This is a genomic window from Fluoribacter dumoffii NY 23, assembly GCF_000236165.1.
GTDB classification, from domain to species: Bacteria; Pseudomonadota; Gammaproteobacteria; order Legionellales; family Legionellaceae; genus Legionella; species Legionella dumoffii.
The window spans coordinates 1,322,277-1,341,633 of record NZ_CM001373.1; the positions used below are offsets into that span (position 1 = coordinate 1,322,277).

The window sequence follows — 19,357 nt, forward strand, 5'->3', positions numbered from 1 at the left end:
AGTATCCTGAACCTCAGGCTACGATGATGTCTCTGAAGCCTTATTTTGATTCAACATTTTTAACATAATATCTTTGCCCATAGCCTCGACCATTTTCATAAACAAGGGAGGTTTTTTCTCCTGCAAACGACGTAAATCGGTATAACGCCAATATAGAAAATCAACTGGTTCCCGTGCATGAATTGTTGTAGTTGCTTTACCATCTCTGAAATAACTCATTTCCCCTATAAAATGATAAGGCCCCAATTCAATAACCGCTCTCTCAACTTCTATATAGACCTTCCCATTTGTAATCAGCATGAGGTTTTCTACAGGATGTCCCTTGGTTAACACTTCCTTGTTGCTGGAACTACCCCGGTAACTTAATTTGATAAGACGAATAAAATCGCTGGTTTGCATGTCAGCAAAAAATATATCTTTTATTTGTTGCAAATCATAAGGTAAATCCCTGGGGATCATATCTCGTAACAAAATACCGATCTGTACAAAATTAATTATTAGTGATGCAATCGCCCAATAAGTAACTGGTGGAACATTGACCAATGCTCCATAAAGCAGAAACGATAAATCCGATATAACAAATATAGTGCGAATAAAAAGGACTTTCCTAAAGCAAAGACTAAGAAGAATTAGGATATTCCCTAAACTATACAAATAATCCAATTGTTTCCTCCAATTCTTGTTTATAATAAGTGTAGAATAAAAAAGATCTATGAGTTAAAAAGTCCCGACAAATCCAGGAGATTGAATTGAACTTTAATGAACTTTACTCCTTCCCGGATCCAGAACAAAGTGATGCCCAGGGTTTGTTATTTATTGGAGGAGATTTATCTCCCCAACGAATACTTCAAGCCTACAGGCAAGGAATTTTCCCCTGGTATGAGCCTGGGACACCCATTTTATGGTGGTCTCCAAATCCACGACTCATACTCATTCCCAATGAGTTTAAGGCGTCTCGCAGTTTGCTCAAATCATTGAAAAAACCGTTTAGTTTCACGATAGATACAGCATTCAGGCAAGTCATTGTTGAATGTGCTACTGGAGCTGGGCGCCTTGATAATACGTGGATAACTCAAGAAATGATTGAAGCATACACCTACTTACATACTATGGGTTATGCCCATTCTTTTGAAATATGGTATGAGAACGAACTTGTAGGCGGTTTGTATGGACTTAGCTTAGGCCATGCGTTTTTTGGTGAATCGATGTTCCATAAGATGACTGATGCATCAAAAATTGCTTTTTATTGTTTATGCAAAACAATGGCCGAATGGAGCTTTGATTTTATTGATTGTCAAATTCCAACAAAGCATTTACAAAGTCTTGGAGCAAAGATTATTCACCGCAAGGAATTTCTCCACATGCTTGGTCAATCGTTAGAACATCCTACAAAACAGGGTTTGTGGAACACTACAAACAATATTTAAAATCACAACAATTTGTACTATTATTATACGGTATGAGCCTGCGTTAGCATTCCTTATTTTGAATTCCCAGGAAATGATAATGTAAAGTGTTAAATAAACCGGAGTACCCTATGGGATCAAAAGCAGAGTCTAAGGTTCCTGTTATTTTTGGAAAAATTAAGAGTGACCAGTTACATATGATTTTAGAGGGAAATGATGCCAAAAACAAAGCAACCAAAGCCGTATTTCTAATAAGGGAAGATGAAAAATTACAAGGATTTATGACTGTTTCATATTACTCGCAAGAACATGATATGGTCAAAAATATTCGATTTGGATTAACCAAAGAGGGTTGGAAAGTAGCTCCCAGGCCACCCCGAGAACCAGCATTTACTGATACGCTCGAGGTAAAGGAAAAATATCTGCATGACAAGGCTAGATTTGATAAAGAGATGCAGGGTTTTATTAATACAGCAGGGATTTTGTTCGAACAAAATGCTTCCTGCGAACTGATTAAAATGTTGACCCAGGAATTAAAAGAAAAATTTGAATTTGATTTAAGTGGACTTATTCGTCCTAGTGAGACCCAAGCGAGTAAGGAAAAACACTTTTCCGATTATGTTGGCGATGTTTTTATAACCGATTCTGTTCTCGGGCTAAGCAGTGTGAATAATCTCTAGGAAGGAAAATCATATTGAAGACAGGTTCCATAAAGAAATTAAGAGAAAACTCAGATTAAGGAGCGATATAATAGCTAATTTTTATAAGCTTAGATTGCCATTTTCCTCATTTTAGTGCAGTATACACGCTATAAGTATAGATACATAATAAACATTATAATTTTGGTACATCACTGAGAGACCTATGGCAAAAGAAGATCATATAGAAATGGCTGGTACTGTTATAGATACCCTACCTAATACCATGTTTCGGGTTGAATTAGAAAATGGACATGTTGTCACTGCCCACATTTCTGGTCGTATGCGTAAAAATTACATTAGAATTTTGACTGGCGATAAAGTTAAAGTTGAGTTAACTCCTTATGACTTAACTAAAGGCCGCATTATATTCCGCGATAAAAACTAAGCGGTATCTTATTCAAAATCATCCCTTGCAATGTCACTGAAGAGTATTCAAGTGCGGCTCGCTCTTATTTTCTAGCCATGAAACAGCATCATTATAGCCCGGGGATGGCACAAGCCTTTACTCGGGAAAATCAAGCTTGACCTCCCCAACACTTTAATTCCAGAGTAAAAGCTTTGCGTATCTGTTGCGGAGAAGCTTGACCAACTTTGTGTCCTTGGCCAAGCTCAATCTAACGTCTTATAAAGCTTCAAATATGGCAGCAGCTCCCATTCCCGTGCCAATACACATGGTGACCATTCCATATCTTCCTTTGGTTCTTCTCAAACCATGCAATAAGGTAGCCGTTCTTACCGCACCTGTAGCCCCTAAGGGATGACCTAAAGCAATAGCCCCTCCTAGTGGATTTACTTTACTTCGCGGTAGATCAAGTTCTTTAATAACCGCCAAAGCTTGAGCTGCAAAAGCCTCATTAAGCTCTATCCAGTCAAGTTGATCCAGGGTAATTCCCGCACGCTTTAAAGCAATAGGAATTGCCTTAATAGGACCGATCCCCATAATTTCAGGCGGAACACCTGCTACAGCATAGCTTAATAATCGTCCAATGGGTTTTAAATTATACTGACGTAAAGCCTGCTCACTGGCCAATAAAGCAATCCCTGCTCCATCACTGGTTTGTGAACTGTTACCTGCTGTAACTGTCCCTCTTGCTGCAAAAACAGGTTTTAATTTAGAAATGACCTCATAAGAAGTATCTGCACGCGGTCCTTCATCATCAGTGATCCATTTTTTCTTAACCATCGTTGTGGAATGAATTAAATCAGCATGTCTCACGGTCACTTCAATGGGAACAATTTCTTCTTTAAAATCACCTCGTTGTTGTGCCGCTATGGCTTTCTTATGGCTTTCAGCAGCGAATTCATCTTGTTGCTCGCGACTAACTTCCCAGCGCTTGGCCACATTTTCTGCAGTTATTCCCATGCCGTATGCGATTGCGACATCTTCATTATTAAAAATAGCAGGGTTTGCTGTGTACTTGTTTCCCCCTAAGGGTACCATAGACATACTTTCAACGCCTCCTGCAAGCGCCAAATGTATATCCCCATTACGTATGGACTGTGCGACGGTAGCAATACTTTGAACTCCTGAAGAACAAAAACGATTGATGGTCATCGCAGGAACAGATTGGGGTAAGCCGGCAAGTAGGGAGGAAATACGCGCTACATTCATTCCCTGCTCAGCCTCGGGCATAGCGCAACCAACCACAACATCTCCTATTTCTTGTTGATCCAGCGAGGGATAACGTTCCATTAAATTTCTGATTACATGGGCTAGTAAATCATCAGGCAAGGTATTCTTAAATACACCGCGTGGTGCTTTACCAACAGGAGTACGTAATGCGTCAATAATATAAACATTAGTCATTTTTCAAATCTCCCTTAATTGCGTAACGGCTTGCCAGTCTCTAATAAATGACTAATCCGTGCCTGAGTTAATGGTGATGCAGCAAGATTAATAAAGGCTTGTCGCTCCAATTGAAGCATCCAATTTTCATCGACCAAGGTATTTTGGTTAAGATCGCCGCCACAAAGTACTGTTGCCAACTCCGTAGCTATAAAATAATCATGCTTAGAAATAAAGCCGCCTTCTAACCAGTTCACTAAACCTGCTTGTAATCGCGCTTTACCCTCAATTCCAGCAATTGGGAATTGTTTCTTTAAAGGAGGCAGGTAATTTTCTACATGCATCAAATTAATCTTGGACAAAGCTACATAGAGTACTTCGTCAGCATGCATTATATAGCTGTCCGTATCGCATAAATAACCCATTTGCATGGCCTCGGCAGCTGATGCTGCAACCTGCCCAGTGGCGATTTGCTGGTAGTAACTCTGGAGTACCGTCATTAAATCACCTTTAGGCGCCCGTTCGGCAGCCCGCATTGCCATTTCCTTACATCCACCGCCGGCGGGTATCACTCCCACGCCCACCTCAACCAGACCTGGGTACGCTTCAAAAGCAGCAACAACCGCATCACAATGCATCATTAGCTCACAACCACCGCCAAGGGCACGGCCTCTTAGGGCGGCAACTGTGGGGATAGAACTATATTTTAAGCGCATAGCCACACGTTGAAACTGAGCGATCATCTCTTCCAACGCTTGCATTTTATTGTCTTTTATAAGAGTTAAAACACCTCGTAAATCAGCACCTGAGCAAAAATTGGTAGCATCCTGTTGGTAGATAATTAATCCACGACATTGTTTTTCTGCAGTTTCAATCGCAGCATCCAATCCATCAAGAACAGATTGTCCCACTGTGTTCGCCTTGCTTTTAAAACTCACAACAGCTACATCATCCTGTAAGTGCCACAAACGTACCCCCTCATTTTCATAAATCACAGGTGTAGGAGGCGCTGTTTCCTTAATGACTCGGTCAAAAAAGAATTGACGTTTATAAACAGGCAATTGACTGCGTGGCTGATAATCACCAAATTGTGGAGAATACGCTCCTTTTTCGGTATAGAAGGCATCTATTTTAAAAAGCCATTGAGGCAATTGTGCTGTGCCAAGTGATTTTTGTTCTTCAATAGCGCGCTTTATATAATCCGTCATTAGGGTTAAACCCGCCAATTGCCAGGTTTCAAATGGACCTTGTATCCACCCAAAGCCCCAACGGATTGCCAGATCAACATCCCTGACATTATCCGCAATTTCTTCAATATGATAGGCGCAATAATGAAATAAATCCCTGAAACACGCTGCCAGGAATTGGGCTTGCTTGTTATTGGAGGTAATGAGTTTTTGCATCCGTGAAGCAGGATCAGAGTCACTCATGATGACTTTTAATTCATCATTCACAGTAGGTTGTGCTGGACGATAAGTTCCCGATTTAATATCGTAAACTTCAATGTTCTTGCCGTTTTTCCTATAAATGCCCTGACCGGTTTTTTGGCCCAAATGCCCTTGCTGAATCAGGTGACTGAGCCATTCAGGCAAATTAAAACACTGATGCCAGGGGTCATCTTTGAGTTGTTGCTGCATGGTATGAATAACATGCTGCATGGTGTCTAAACCAACAACGTCCATAGTACGAAAAGTTGCAGATTTTGGTCTACCAAGCAAAGGCCCCGTTAATGCATCAACTTCATCTAATCCCATCTCCATGGCAAAAGCGTGGTGCAAAGTTGTTAAAAGGGAAAACACGCCTATGCGATTGCCTATAAAATTAGGTGTATCCTTGGCACGCACAACCCCTTTACCCAAATAACGAGTTAACCAGGTTTCCAAATTATCAACTAAATCCTTGTCGGTAGTTTTTGCAGGAATAAGCTCGGCAAGATGCATGTAACGGGGAGGATTAAAGAAATGAACACCGCAAAAATTCTTTCTATGTACCTCAGGTAAAACTGAACATAAAGAATTGATACTCAAACCCGAGGTATTACTTACTAAAATGGAATGTTCTGATAAAAAAGGAGAAATTCGCTTATATAAATCTTCTTTCCAATCCAAACGTTCTGCAATTGCTTCGATAATTAAATCGCAGGAAGATAAGTCAGCGAGGTGTTGCTCATAATTTCGTGCTTGCAATAAGGCTGCAGTATGCACTGTTGCAAGCGGGGCCGGTTTTAGCTTTCCTAAATTTGCAATAGCTTTATCAATTAGTGCATTTGGATTTCCTTCTTTGGATGCCAAATCAAAGAGTAATGTTTCCATGCCTGCATTAACACAGTGCGCAGCAATCTGTGCCCCCATAACACCTGCCCCCAGAACTGCGACTTTTTTTATAAAAAAAGGTCCCTGCATTCTTTCTTCCTCGTTAATTAATATGGCCTGGGTGAAGCGAAGCGTAACCCGGGTTCTTATCGCAAACAGAATACCTGGATTATGCTTCGCTTCACCCAGGTGCAGTTTCTACTAATCAAGCCAAATCAAAACGAATACCTTGCGCCAGAGGTAATTCATTTCCCCAATTTATAGTATTGGTTTGCCGACGCATATAGGCTTTCCATGAATCTGATCCCGACTCACGACCACCCCCAGTTTCTTTTTCTCCACCAAATGCACCGCCAATTTCGGCACCGGACGTACCTATATTGATGTTGGCTATTCCACAATCACTTCCCCAAGCACTTAAAAAATGTTCTGCATTCTTTAAATTCTGGGTAAACATAGCTGAAGACAACCCCTGCGGGACATGATTTTGTAGAGCAATTGCCTCATCAATTGTTTGAAAAGGCATAACATATAAAATCGGAGCAAACGTTTCTTCCTGTACAATATCCCAATGATTTTTCACATCACATACCAATGTGGGTTGCACAAAAAAGCCAGGGCGATGCAGCTGTTCTCCGCCAAAGATAATTTGGCCGCCTGCTTCTTTAATTCGGGATATTGCCTGATTAAACTGTTCTACAGCATGTTTATCAATTAGAGGTCCCATTAAGTTTTTCTTATCTAAAGGATCACCTATTGTTACCTGTTCATATGCAAAACGTAAACGCTCAACAACATAATCATACTTGGTATGATGAACAAACAGACGCCGAGTGGAAGTACATCGTTGTCCGGCAGTTCCCACAGCGCCAAAAACAATGGCCGGAATTGCTAAATGAAGATCAGCCGACTCATCAAGAATTATGGCATTATTGCCGCCTAACTCTAAAATCGTTTTACCCAGACGTGAAGCCACTTTTGCAGCTACTTCTTTTCCTACTGCGGTGGAACCGGTAAATGAGATAAGTGGTATGCGCTTATCATTAACCATAGTTTCGACTACATCATGGCTTTCCGGAATAACCAGACTAAATATTTCGGGACAACCATTAATTCTTAATACATCATTGCAAATATGCTGAACTGCTACCGCACACAAAGGTGTTTTTGCTGAAGGCTTCCAGACGGTCACATTACCACAAATAGCCGACAGAAATGCATTCCAGGACCAAACGGCAACAGGAAAGTTAAAGGCTGAAATCACGCCGACAATTCCATAGGGATGCCATTGCTCATACATTCTGTGCTGAGGACGCTCGGAATGCATGCTGTTTCCATAGAGCATTCGTGACTGACCTACTGCAAAATCAGCTATATCAATCATTTCCTGAACCTCACCATCCCCTTCTTGTTTGGACTTTCCCATCTCCAGGGACACCAGACTGCCCAAGGCATCTTTATGTTCACGTAATGCTTGACCTATTTGTCTTATTATTTCGCCTCTTTTGGGAGCAGGAACTTTTCTCCACTCATGTGCAGCATGCTGCGCACGGGTCATTATTTCCTCATAGTCCTCGCTGGTGCAGGTTGCGATTTCTGCGAGTTTTTCTCCATTTGCTGGATTATAAGAGATTAATTTATGCTCATGTACTCCACTTTGCCAACCCTGACCACTAAAGGCTCCCGGATTAACAGCGTGAATTTTCAAGCGTTTTAATATGTCCATTCATTATCTCCAAAGTAACCCGGATAAATAATGTATTACCCGGGAACAGTACAACGCCATTGCAGGTTACGCGTAATAGCGACCAAAGCGATTTTCCAAAATAGCAGCTAAATGAAACTTTTCCTGTAATATCAAGCCTTTGTATTCATTAGATTGGCCCATAACCAAATCTACTACAGCACAGACACCTGAAGCAGTGCTTATTTGAATTGCTGACCATTCCAGTCCACAAATTTCTTCAGGATAAATCTTTTTCACGTAATTTTTTTCTGTCAGCTCACCCCTTTTTATTCCTTCGACAGAAACATAAACAATAACCAGATCTTGATATGTTTTAGGGATAGAGTTTTCCAAAATACGTTTTAAAGTCGGTCTGTCCTGGTTGAGTCGTAAGTCATTCATCAATAAACGCATTTTTGAACAATGGCCGGGATAGCGCATTGTCTTATAATTCATGGTCTGGACTTTTCCAGCATGGATTTCTGCCAAACTTCCAAGTCCACCAGATGTGTTGAACGCTTCATATTCACAACCATCAATTTGAATGGTCTCCAATCCTTCCAAAGGTGCTAAAGTTACCGCTCTCCCATACTTAATTGCATAACAGGGATTGCCGTATTCATTGATTACCCCGTCGGTAGACCAGGTTAATGAATATTGAAGGGCATTATTGGCATTTTGTGGAAGAGCTCCCACACGCAATTTCACATGATGGCTTTCTTCAAATTCCTGCATGAGGCTGTTTGCTGCAATGCTGATAAATCCAGGAGCCAAACCGCATTGAGGAACAAAGGCGGTCTCGGCATCAAGAGCAATGGCCTTTATTGCTTCGGTAACTGCTGTATCTTCGGTAAGATCGAAATAATGTGCTTTAGCCGCTTTTGCCGCTTCAGCTACATAGGTATTTAAAAAATATGGAAGGCTGGAGATAACAGCCACAATATCATGCTTTTCCATATATGCCTGGGTTGACTGTTGATCCCGAACATCCAAGGCTACCGTTTTAATTTTGGGTACTGCTTCCAACAGCCTTTTTACATCTGATCCATTGAAATCTATATCTACTAAATGGACCTGGTAGGAACCGCTATCTGATAATAAACATGCGATTAAGCTACCAATTTTCCCTGCGCCAGTAATCATTACATTATACATTTAATCCCTCTCCCATTATAAAACGGGATCATCCTACACAAATTATTGAGACTTGAATAGTATTCTTGAAAGTATGTGCATGACAAAATAACAATTTTTTAAATTGGGTGTTATTTTTAATTTTGATGCATAATATTGAAAAAGGGCTATATTAAATGGTGAAGCTACAAAGGGAATTGGTCATGAGTAAATCCAAAATAAAATATTCCAAACCTGCCGAGAAAGCTCAAAAACCTTTATCAACTGATCTTGAAGCAAATGATTATGAGGGAATCAGTTTCGATAGGTTATTTCACGCCACACTCAGTCAATTTAGCACCTGGCTCTCACCAGGCACGCTGATAATGTCTTTTGCAGATTGGTTAATCTATTTGTTCTTTGCACCAGCAAAACGCGCCGATTTAAACAAAGATGCCCTCAAAAAATTAGGGTATTTATTATTGTACATTCAACAACAGAGCCAGGGTAAATGCGAGCCTTGTATTGAAGTACGCCAGACGGATCATCGCTTTCAAAATGAATTGTGGTCAGCTTTTCCATTCAATATATACACCCAATCTTTTTTATTAACTGAAGGATGGTGGAATGATGCAACATCCCATCTTCGCGGAGTTTCCAAGCATCACGGGAATGTTGTTAATTTTGTAACACGCCAATTTCTAGATGTGTTTTCCCCATCAAATTTTCCTGGAATGAATCCTGAGGTCATTTCCACCACCATGATTGAAGGCGGGATGAATTTCATAAACGGTTGGAGTAATTTAATAGAAGACATTATCCGCCATTTAAATAACAAACCCCCCGCAGGCGCTGAGCAATATAAAGTGGGTCAGAATGTAGCGGTAACTTCTGGTAAAGTTGTATATAGAAATCATTTAATTGAGCTAATCCAATATGAACCCACAACGTCAACAGTATATCCGGAACCGATATTAATCGTCCCCGCCTGGATCATGAAATATTATATTCTGGACCTCTCACCAAATAACTCCATGGTGAAGTTCCTGGTGGATAAAGGACATACTGTATTTATGATTTCCTGGAAAAATCCAACCTCCGAAGATAAGGATCTGGATCTTTCTGATTATGCGGTATATGGGGTGATGGATGCCCTAAAAGCCATCAATCAAATTATTCCACAAGAAAAAGTTCACACCGTAGGATATTGTATTGGAGGAACTTTATTAACGATGGTTGCAGCCCGAATGGCAGCTAAAGGAGATGACCTTCTAAAAACAATGACCTTATTCGCAGCACAGACAGATTTTGAGGAAGCCGGAGAACTGCAGTTATTTATTGACGAGAACCAGCTTACCTATATTGAAGATATTATGTGGGAAAAAGGATATTTAGACGGGGCTCAGATGGCCGGTGCATTTAGTATGTTACGGTCTATAGATCTCGTTTGGTCCCGTATTGTTTATGATTATTTATTGGGTAAACGACAAAAAATGAGCGATCTGATGGCTTGGGATTATGATACTACCCGAATGCCTTATAAGATGCATAGCCAGTATTTACGTTATTTATTTTTGAATAATGATTTGGTTGAAGGCCGTTTAAAAATTCATAATGAAAATATTAATCTGGCGGATATTAAAATCCCGATTTTTGCAGTAAGTACTACAAAAGATCACATAGCACCCTGGAAATCGGTATATAAAATTCATTACTTTACTGACAGCGACATTACCTTCGTTTTGGCTAATGCTGGACATAATACAGGTATTGTTAATGTGCCCGGAGAGCCTGGACGAACTTATCAAATGCTTACTCATAAATTAGAGGACAAACATTTGGCGCCCGATGTCTGGGTAGAAAGAGCTCCTCATTTCCAGGATTCTTGGTGGCCGGCATGGGAAAAGTGGCTTGCAGGCTATTCAGGAACCAAAATGAAACCGCCTCAAATGGGTAACCCGGAAAAAGAGATGCGACCAATTTGTGATGCACCAGGCACTTATGTTCTGAAAAAATAAAGCAGCCGCTGCTCAACTTCTTTCCATCTTGTTTTTCTGACATACCAGAACTGATGGTATATACTGAGGGTATGCCAAAATTACAAAATATTTCCGTAATCCTTGACCTGACTTAAGGACTCAATTATCTTATCGTTTTATAAATTTTTAACAGCCATGAAGCAAACTGCTTTAGCCAATTCTTTCCCGTTGAACCCATCAATTCGTCTTGGCTACATTAAATACTTCCTAGTATTTATAGCAGGCTTGCTGGCGCCCTTCGGTTTCGCTCCGTTCCACATACCAGGCTTAACGCTCATAAGTTTGGCATTTTTCTATTCGAGTTTACAAAATTGCTCTAGAAAACAGGCACTTTCTTTAGGTTTTTTTTACGGGATAGGTTACTTCGGTTTCGGAGTTTCCTGGGTTATAGTAAGTATTCATGATTATGGCCAGCTAAATTATTTTCTTTCCGGGTTGGTTACCTTGATTTTTATTATGTATCTTTCGCTGTTTCCAGCCCTGGTTGCTTATTTTTATAAATTGCTCGAGTTTCAAAATCGCAAACTGCTGTCGCTCACCCTTTTTTGTGTCTTATGGTGTCTGAGTGAATATTGTCGTGCCAATTTATTCACTGGCTTTCCCTGGTTATTTGTAGGAACCCCTCTTATTGATACGCCAATAAAATACATTACCCCTGTTTTAGGCGTCTATGGATTAAGTTTATTGTGCGTCCTTATTGCAACCTTACTGACTTTAGCGTTAGCCCCAAATACCCCCAAGCGCCCCCATTATTTAATTGCTATTGTACTCATTCTTATCAGTCCTATGCTGTGTAAAAATGTTTCATGGTCACAAATCAAATACGAACCCATCAGCATCGGCGCTGTGCAAGCAAACTTGTCCATGCGCGATAAATGGGATGAAACCTTATTTTGGAACTTACTTAAATATTATGAAAATGCCATTAATAAACTTTTAGGGAAACAATTAATCATTTTACCCGAATCAGCCATTCCCCTTCCTGCAAGTTATCTGGATAAATATTTGCTTAATTTAAATAACAAAGCATTGAAAGCTAAAAGCGCATTAATGCTAGGCATTTTACAACCTACAAATGATAGGGAAACTAATTATTACAATTCGGTAATCACACTAGGACAAGCAAAAGGAAAAAAACTCAAGCGCCAATTAGTCCCCTTTGGAGAATATATTCCCAAACCCCTGGTTACGATTAATCGTTGGTTAAATTTACCAGAACCGAACTTGTTGCCAGGAAAACGCAAACAATCATTAATTCGGATTGAAAACCGCCCAATAGCAAGCCTTATTTGTTATGAGATTGCTTATCCTGAAATATTGCGTGAACAAATGCCCAAAGCCCAATGGATTGTTTCAATTAGCGACAATGGCTGGTTTGGACATTCATTAGCCGGATATCAACAACTTCAAATGGCGCAAATACTTTCCCTGCTTACAGGACGCTATCAAGTAGTTGTCAATAACGATGGCCTCTCCTCAGTAATTGACGCCAATGGAGATATAATCGACAGTCTTCCCCCATTTAGCTCGGGACTCTTGCAAAGCAGTATATTTCCTGCTGAAGGTTTAACTCCATGGATAATTTGGCAGGAGTATCCTTCTCTTATTTTTTGTTCAATTTTTCTTATTTTTGTACTTTTTATTCAACTTCGTCGCTTATTCCAGTAATAATCTATTGCTGGCAGAGACAAGAGGAGTTATCCTTAGCGGTTTAGAGTCACTTAAAAAATTGGACTATGGATAATACCTATATACCACAAGAAGTTGAGGAACAAGCTCAACAGTATTGGCATAAAAAACAATCATTTAATGTTTCAGAAGATTTAAACAGAGAGAAATTTTATTGTTTATCCATGTTTCCCTACCCGAGTGGAACCTTGCACATGGGGCATGTTCGCAACTACACCATTGGAGACGTTATTGCCCGTTATCAACGAGCTTTGGGCAAAAATGTACTTCAGCCTATAGGTTGGGATGCTTTTGGTTTGCCCGCTGAAAATGCAGCGATTAAAAACGGCATTCCCCCGGCTGAGTGGACAAGAAAAAATATTGAATCAATGAAAAAACAATTTTTACGTCTGGGTAATGCCTATGATTGGCGACGTGAGATTTGTACGTGTACTCCTGAATATTATCGATGGGAACAATGGTTTTTCATTCGCTTATTTGAAAAAGGTTTAGTGTATAAGAAAAATGCCGTAGTAAACTGGGATCCCGTAGATCAGACTGTTTTGGCCAACGAACAAGTGATAGATGGACGCGGCTGGAGATCTGGTGCGCTTGTTGAGCGAAAGGAAATCTCTCAATGGTTTATCAAAATAACAGCTTATGCTGATGAATTACTCAGTTCGCTGGACACCTTAGAAGAATGGCCAGCCCAAGTGAAGCAAATGCAACGTAATTGGATAGGTCGCTCCACGGGTACTGAAATTTACTTCAACGTCACAAATTACCCTAAACGACTAAAGATATATACAACACGCCCCGATACCTTAATGGGTGCAACCTATCTTGCTGTAGCGACAGATCATCCTCTGGCTAAAGAGGCAGCAGGTAACCGTAAGGAAGTCAAAGAATTTATTGACAGCTGTCAAGGCACTAAAATGGCTGAAGCAGAACTCGCCACCATGGAGAAACGTGGGATAGCTACCGGCATGACTGCAATCCACCCTATAACCGGTGAGGAACTTCCAATATGGGTTGCAAATTTTGTACTGATGCAATATGGATCAGGAGCTGTAATGGCAGTTCCTGCCCATGATCAAAGGGATTGGGAATTTGCACGCAAATACAATCTCCCCATCAAAGAAGTCATTCAGCCTGCAAATCATGTCCAACATGATTTGAACAAATCTGCATACACTGGAGAAGGTGTACTGATCCACTCAGGTCAGTTTGATGGATTAAGCTCTACCCAAGCTATAGAAACAATAACTCATTTCCTTGAAGAGCATGATTCAGGTAAAGCAACAATTAACTACAGGCTTCGCGACTGGGGCGTATCAAGACAGAGATACTGGGGCACTCCCATTCCTATGATTTTATGCGAACAATGCGGCACTGTACCTGTTCCCGATGAAGATCTCCCCGTCGTTCTTCCAGAAAATGTCACAATCACCGGAACCGGCTCACCATTAGCCCAATGCCCTGAATTTGTTAATGTAAGTTGTCCTAAATGCGGTCAGGATGCAATTCGCGAAACAGACACTTTTGATACATTTGTTGAATCCTCTTGGTATTACGCTCGTTTTGCATGCAAAGGACAGGAAAATGCTATGCTTGACGATCGGGCAAAATACTGGACTCCTGTGGATCAATACGTTGGCGGTATCGAACATGCTGTGATGCATTTACTTTATGCCCGATTTTTCCACAAATTAATGCGTGATGAAGGATTAGTGAATTCAGATGAACCCTTTAAAGCCCTGTTGACTCAAGGTATGGTTTTAAAAGATGGCCACAAAATGTCCAAATCTGTAGGGAATGTGGTCGATCCCAATCATCTGATTGATACCTATGGTGCAGATACAGCCCGATTATTTGTTATGTTTGCTGCACCCCCTGAACAATCACTGGAGTGGTCAGATACAGCTGTCGAAGGGGCACATCGTTTTCTTAAACGAATTTGGGCGTTTGCCTATCAGCATCAAAAAATGTTTATTGAAGTAAACGACACTATTTTAAGTGGAAATGGGCATGTGAATTGGCAACAGGCAGAAAGCCGATTAAAGAAATCACGCCATGTTGTGCATCAAATTCTTGCCCAGGCAAGCCATGATTATGATCGGAATCAATTCAATACCGTAGTTTCAGGTTGTATGAAACTGTTTAATGAAATATCCAATTATTCTATTGAAACTGAAGAGGATAAATTTTTTATTCACTCCAGTCTAAGTATACTGTTGCGATTATTGGCACCTATAACACCTCATATCACACATCATATATGGCAACAACTAGGCTTTGAAAAAGCGATTATTGATGCTAATTGGCCCAGAGTAGATAAAGGTGCTTTAAAAACTGACGAAGTTGATTATGTTGTTCAGGTAAATGGAAAACTAAGAGCTCAATTTACAGCGAGTGTGGATGCAACAGAAGAAACTTTAATCGCTGAGGCAAAACAGCATGCAAAAGATTTTATTGCTGATAAAACAGTAAAAAAAGCAATCGTTGTAGCCCACAGACAATTAATAAATTTGGTTGTTGGCTAATGAAGTGTAATTACCCTGCTTCTTCTAATGTCCCGCATCAAGAACAATTTGCGGGACATTCAAAGCAAGCAACACGTTTCTCTGCGACTCTGCGCTATACAATTCCTTTATTAATCACACTCTTATTATCGGCCTGTGGATTTCATCTAAGAGGCATAAGTAACGTGCCTAGCTGGCTAAATAATGTTGCGATTATTTCTGTAAATAATGACAAGCAATTTATCTCAATACTGGAGTCACGACTTGAAAGTGCAAAAGTTCAAGTGAACTCAGATCCATCCAGTGCAAAATATTGGCTCATTATTAATGAAGTGAATCTGCAACAACAGATTGTCAGTGTTGGCGCGAGCACGAATCCCAGACAATATACTTTAACCCTAACTGTACTATTCGAAGTAAAAACACGCGCAGGTCAGGTTATCGAGGTCCCTGGGCAAATAAGTATCTCTCGTGAACTTACAATGAATAATGATAGAATACTGGGTTCTAAAGATGAAGAAAGTATTTTAATTGGAGAAATGAAGCAAGATGCAGTCACGCAGATTATTTATCGACTTGGACATTTGCCCCCTCCTCCACCAGATAAGAAAAGGTAGCTTGGAGAGAATACCTGTACCTTAGGTTCTGGGTAATCCCTTCCAGCTTACGTAAAATTGCTTAAGCTAACGTTATCATGCAAATCAAACAACAATTTCTTGCTCAGCAAGTAGAAAAAAAAATTGCAGCCCTCTACATGATTATTGGACAAGATAATTACTTGCTTGAGGACTCTTTGACTACAATAAAATCGGCAATTAAAAAACATCATAATTATGACGAAAAAATCCTATCTATCCAGTCAGCAGAAGACTGGAATGTAGTAAAAGAAGAAGCAAACAGTTATTCCTTATTTTCAGAAACCGTGCTCATAAATATTTTTTATGATAAAAAAACAATAGACGCCAATGGAAAAAAGATTTTAACAGAATATTTAAATTCGATTAATCCGCGATGTTTTATTGTTATTAGAGCCCCCAATGTTCCTGCGAAGCAATTACAATGGTTATCATCTCATGAACATGCTGTGCTGACACTGGTCTACTCCCTTAGTACGGATGCCCTCAAAGCCTGGATAACCACACAATTAAGGAAAAAGTCGCTGAATTTTAACCCTCAAATTCCCGATCTGATTCATCGATATACCCAGGGAAATATGTTGGCTTGTGCTCAGGTTATTGAAAAAATTTCTTTATCTTGTGCCCCCAACTGCAATTTAGAAATACATCAGGTTTTAGAACACTTATCCGATCAATGCGATCATGATCTTTTTGAGTTAGTTGATGCCTGTCTTCTTGGCCAAAGTGATAAAGCAATTCAGGTTTTACGCCATGCCGCAAATAACAAGACGGAGGTCACTTTAGTTTTATGGATCCTCAGTCAAGAAATAAGACTCATCATGCAGTTGTCTTTTTTAATGGAACAAAAAGTTGACTTTCAAACTGCCTGCAGTCAATTAAAAATTTGGGCACAACGCGTTAATCTTTATAAAACATGCTGTAATCGCCTTAATAAAAGCATCCTCCAGCAACTCCATCGATACTGTTATTCTATTGATGAATGCATTAAATCTAACCGTAACACCCAGGTATGGAACTCGCTGGAAAATGCTGCTTTATCTCTCTGCACAGGAAAGTTAATAGGTGACGCATGCACAGTATAGCTATTTTTGGGGGAGCTTTTGATCCAGTACACAATGGCCATCTGCAAGCCAGTATAACAATTCAAAATCATTTTAAATTTGATTCTTATATTTTTCTGCCTTGTAAAACACCAACCATAAAACCTCCTACTCTCGCCAGTAATGATCAAAGAATAGAGATGCTCAAACGGGCGATAAATAACCTGTCTGATTTCAAACTTGATTTACGTGAAATAGAACGGGATACCCCTTCCTACATGGTTGAAACCCTGAATAGTTTTAGAGAAGAATACCCTGACTCATCAATCACTTTAATTATCGGCTATGACGCTTTTCTCTCATTACCTAATTGGTATCAATGGGAGAAAATTATCACTCTGGCTAATTTATTGGTAATTAACCGATCCGAATTTGCAAAACACCCTGTTTCAGAAATTGTAAAAAATTTTTTGCAAAAGCATAAAATTAATGACAAAGACGAACTGTTAACTACTCAATCGGGAAAGGTGTTTTTATTTGATGCAGGTAATTATGAAATTTCTTCCACGGCGCTTCGTGAGGACATAAAAAAGGGAGCCAATGTGAATAACAGGCTCCCTTGTAAAGTCTATGAATACATCAAGTCTCAGGGATTATATCGATAAGCTTGAATGATTCATTAACTGAAACTGACTGCTTGGCTTTATTAATAAGTCCTGGCAAGTACCCTGAAACCCAGTTTATCACCGGTAAAAGCTGGTTATAGACTCTTGAGGTTTGAACATATTGTTGATATGGCAATGAGGTCATGCTAAGCACTGCGAAAACAAGCGAAAGAATAAGCACCCCGCGGGCAAACCCAAAAAACCCCCCCAATACTTTATCCATTGCTCCCAGACCACTGCCCCGTAAAAAGAGGCCAAGTATTGCATTAGCGATACCTCCGGTAATTAAAACCCCAAGAACAATAACCACAAAGCCGGCAAGGGTACGAAGGGATTGATCCTGAATATAAGGTTGCAAATAAGGATTAAGCGCATTTGAGTAGTTGTATCCAGCCCAAATAGCCAAGATCCATATTCCCAAGGCGATAAATTCTTTAATAAATCCTCTCAGGAGACCTGTAATAGTGGATAAACCAATTACTATGAATAAGATAATATCAATCCATTGTGCTTGCATTAGCTAACTCCGGTATTGACCACAAAACCATTTAACTGCATGGCGCTTGCTAATTGATTTTTTAATTTCATCACATCACTTCTAACAGGTGAGTGTCCAGCATAGACCTTATAAATTGCCCCCTGTTTTCCAGCTATTCTTATATAATTCGCTTTATATCCCTTCTTGTGTAATTTACTGACCAAAGCCTGGGCATTTTCCAATTTCGAAAATGAAGCCAGTTGAACAGCATAAATACCTTTTTTATTCAAAACAGGTGCAGGATTGGCTTTTGGCTTTACCGCAACTGCAAGCGGTTTTCTGACGGGTTTCGCTTTTAACTGGGCGACAGGGCGAACCGCTTGAACAGCAGGAGTCTTGAGTTGCTTTTTAACCACATTATTTGCAGCATTACTTAATGCCAATTCAATTGGTTTAGCTATAGACTCAGTTTGAGCCGCAGGCTCAATTCGGGTGGCAGGAACAGCAGCATTTTTAGCTACCTGAACAGATTGAATAAAATCTTCTTTAGCAAGTTCGGTAGTTTTTTGATTCAAAGCAGGAGTTTCTATCCTCGCTACTTTAATCGTTTTAAACATTTCCTCTTCATTGGTTACCACTACATTAGGTGTTTTGGGTTTGGGAGGTAACTGTACATGGACACTAAAATTATTTTCCAGACGTTGGCTGGATTTTTTCATCATTGCCGGCAAAAAAATTGCGCCTAATGATAAAACAACAGCCACACCAACTAAATGGTGTTTTAGCTTCTCATCAATTACTAATTTCATTGAATCTCCTATTAGCCATAACATGGCTCACAGTAAAAAAAGACCCGTAAACAACAATTAAGTCACCAGGTTTAGCTTGTTTCAATGCAGTTTCAAAAGCTATAAGTGGATTAGTATAACAAATTTCCACGGGAATTTCTGCATCCCTAAAAATCGCCAGCAACATATCGGCGCTGGCGGCTCGTTTGTTATCCAATTGTGCAAGATACCATCTATCAACGCAATCCTTTAGTGGCATAATTAAATTAAAAATATCTTTATCCTTTAAAGCTGAAAAGACAGCATGAATTTTCGATTTTTTGAATTTAAATAACGTATCTGCCAGTAGTTTTACTGATTGGGCATTATGCGACACATCAAATAAAGTACTCACACTACCCTTCTGCAATTGCAAACGCCCAGGAATAAAAATAGTTTTCATGGCCATTTGAAAATGCGCATGCGCTACCGGTAA

Annotated in this window: 17 protein-coding genes; 9 read left to right on the top strand and 8 right to left on the bottom strand. The window is 39.9% G+C overall.

The window, feature by feature from the left end:
* Positions 1-18: 18 nt before the first annotated feature.
* On the bottom strand, positions 19-663 hold the full coding sequence (locus tag KYQ_RS06020; protein WP_010653464.1) for a cyclic nucleotide-binding domain-containing protein: 645 nt from the start codon (positions 661-663) through the stop codon (positions 19-21).
* A gap of 86 nt (positions 664-749) precedes the next feature.
* On the opposite strand from KYQ_RS06020, the gene aat reads away from it, so the two are divergent.
* The 3 genes from aat to infA all read left to right on the top strand — a co-directional run bounded on the left by aat (position 750) and on the right by infA (position 2,492).
* A complete protein-coding gene (gene aat / locus KYQ_RS06025; RefSeq protein ID WP_010653463.1) occupies positions 750-1,427 on the top strand; it encodes a leucyl/phenylalanyl-tRNA--protein transferase in 678 nt (225 codons plus the stop codon).
* A gap of 110 nt (positions 1,428-1,537) precedes the next feature.
* Positions 1,538-2,086: a hypothetical protein gene (locus KYQ_RS06030; protein WP_010653462.1), complete on the top strand. Its 549-nt coding sequence runs from the start codon at positions 1,538-1,540 to the stop codon at positions 2,084-2,086.
* 184 nt (positions 2,087-2,270) lie between these two features.
* Entirely contained in the window at positions 2,271-2,492 is a 222-nt protein-coding gene (gene infA, locus KYQ_RS06035; RefSeq protein WP_010653461.1) for a translation initiation factor IF-1, read from the top strand.
* Positions 2,493-2,729: 237 nt separating this feature from the next.
* Here the strand turns inward: infA and KYQ_RS06040 are convergent, their stop codons facing one another.
* The 4 genes from KYQ_RS06040 to KYQ_RS06055 form a co-directional block, all read right to left on the bottom strand.
* Positions 2,730-3,914 carry an acetyl-CoA C-acyltransferase gene (locus tag KYQ_RS06040; RefSeq protein WP_010653460.1) on the bottom strand — a complete coding sequence of 395 codons (1,185 nt, stop codon included), beginning with the start codon at positions 3,912-3,914 and terminating at the stop codon, positions 2,730-2,732.
* 14 nt (positions 3,915-3,928) lie between these two features.
* Positions 3,929-6,295 (bottom strand): 3-hydroxyacyl-CoA dehydrogenase/enoyl-CoA hydratase family protein, encoded by a 2,367-nt coding sequence (locus tag KYQ_RS06045; RefSeq protein WP_010653459.1) that lies wholly within the window; start codon positions 6,293-6,295, stop codon positions 3,929-3,931.
* Between the two features lie 115 nt (positions 6,296-6,410).
* Positions 6,411-7,931 (bottom strand): L-piperidine-6-carboxylate dehydrogenase, encoded by a 1,521-nt coding sequence (gene amaB / locus KYQ_RS06050; RefSeq protein ID WP_010653458.1) that lies wholly within the window; start codon positions 7,929-7,931, stop codon positions 6,411-6,413.
* 66 nt (positions 7,932-7,997) lie between these two features.
* Entirely contained in the window at positions 7,998-9,086 is a 1,089-nt protein-coding gene (locus tag KYQ_RS06055; protein ID WP_010653457.1) for a saccharopine dehydrogenase family protein, read from the bottom strand.
* 182 nt (positions 9,087-9,268) lie between these two features.
* On the opposite strand from KYQ_RS06055, the gene KYQ_RS06060 reads away from it, so the two are divergent.
* The 6 genes from KYQ_RS06060 to nadD all read left to right on the top strand — a co-directional run bounded on the left by KYQ_RS06060 (position 9,269) and on the right by nadD (position 17,616).
* The gene (locus KYQ_RS06060) at positions 9,269-11,062 is read left to right on the top strand and encodes a PHA/PHB synthase family protein (protein ID WP_010653456.1); all 1,794 of its coding nucleotides are present in this window, start codon (positions 9,269-9,271) and stop codon (positions 11,060-11,062) included.
* A 156-nt stretch (positions 11,063-11,218) separates the two neighbouring features.
* On the top strand, positions 11,219-12,751 hold the full coding sequence (gene lnt, locus KYQ_RS06065; RefSeq protein ID WP_010653455.1) for an apolipoprotein N-acyltransferase: 1,533 nt from the start codon (positions 11,219-11,221) through the stop codon (positions 12,749-12,751).
* Between the two features lie 68 nt (positions 12,752-12,819).
* The gene (gene leuS / locus KYQ_RS06070; protein WP_010653454.1) at positions 12,820-15,294 is read left to right on the top strand and encodes a leucine--tRNA ligase; all 2,475 of its coding nucleotides are present in this window, start codon (positions 12,820-12,822) and stop codon (positions 15,292-15,294) included.
* Positions 15,294-15,890 (top strand): LPS-assembly lipoprotein LptE, encoded by a 597-nt coding sequence (locus tag KYQ_RS06075; RefSeq protein WP_010653453.1) that lies wholly within the window; start codon positions 15,294-15,296, stop codon positions 15,888-15,890. Before leuS ends, KYQ_RS06075 begins: the two co-directional genes overlap by 1 nt.
* Before the next feature lie 77 nt (positions 15,891-15,967).
* A complete protein-coding gene (holA, locus tag KYQ_RS06080) occupies positions 15,968-16,993 on the top strand; it encodes a DNA polymerase III subunit delta (RefSeq protein WP_010653452.1) in 1,026 nt (341 codons plus the stop codon).
* Positions 16,981-17,616: a nicotinate-nucleotide adenylyltransferase gene (gene nadD / locus KYQ_RS06085; protein WP_010653451.1), complete on the top strand. Its 636-nt coding sequence runs from the start codon at positions 16,981-16,983 to the stop codon at positions 17,614-17,616. Before holA ends, nadD begins: the two co-directional genes overlap by 13 nt.
* Here nadD and KYQ_RS06090 read toward each other — a convergent pair.
* The 3 genes from KYQ_RS06090 to KYQ_RS19485 all read right to left on the bottom strand — a co-directional run.
* The gene (locus KYQ_RS06090; protein ID WP_010653450.1) at positions 17,591-18,133 is read right to left on the bottom strand and encodes a CvpA family protein; all 543 of its coding nucleotides are present in this window, start codon (positions 18,131-18,133) and stop codon (positions 17,591-17,593) included. The genes nadD and KYQ_RS06090 overlap by 26 nt on opposite strands.
* A complete protein-coding gene (locus tag KYQ_RS06095) occupies positions 18,133-18,903 on the bottom strand; it encodes an SPOR domain-containing protein (protein ID WP_010653449.1) in 771 nt (256 codons plus the stop codon). The genes KYQ_RS06090 and KYQ_RS06095 overlap by 1 nt, the downstream gene beginning before the upstream one ends.
* Positions 18,887-19,357: glutamate ligase domain-containing protein (locus KYQ_RS19485; RefSeq protein WP_432419134.1), on the bottom strand; the 471-nt coding region annotated here is incomplete at its 5' end. The genes KYQ_RS06095 and KYQ_RS19485, both read right to left, overlap by 17 nt.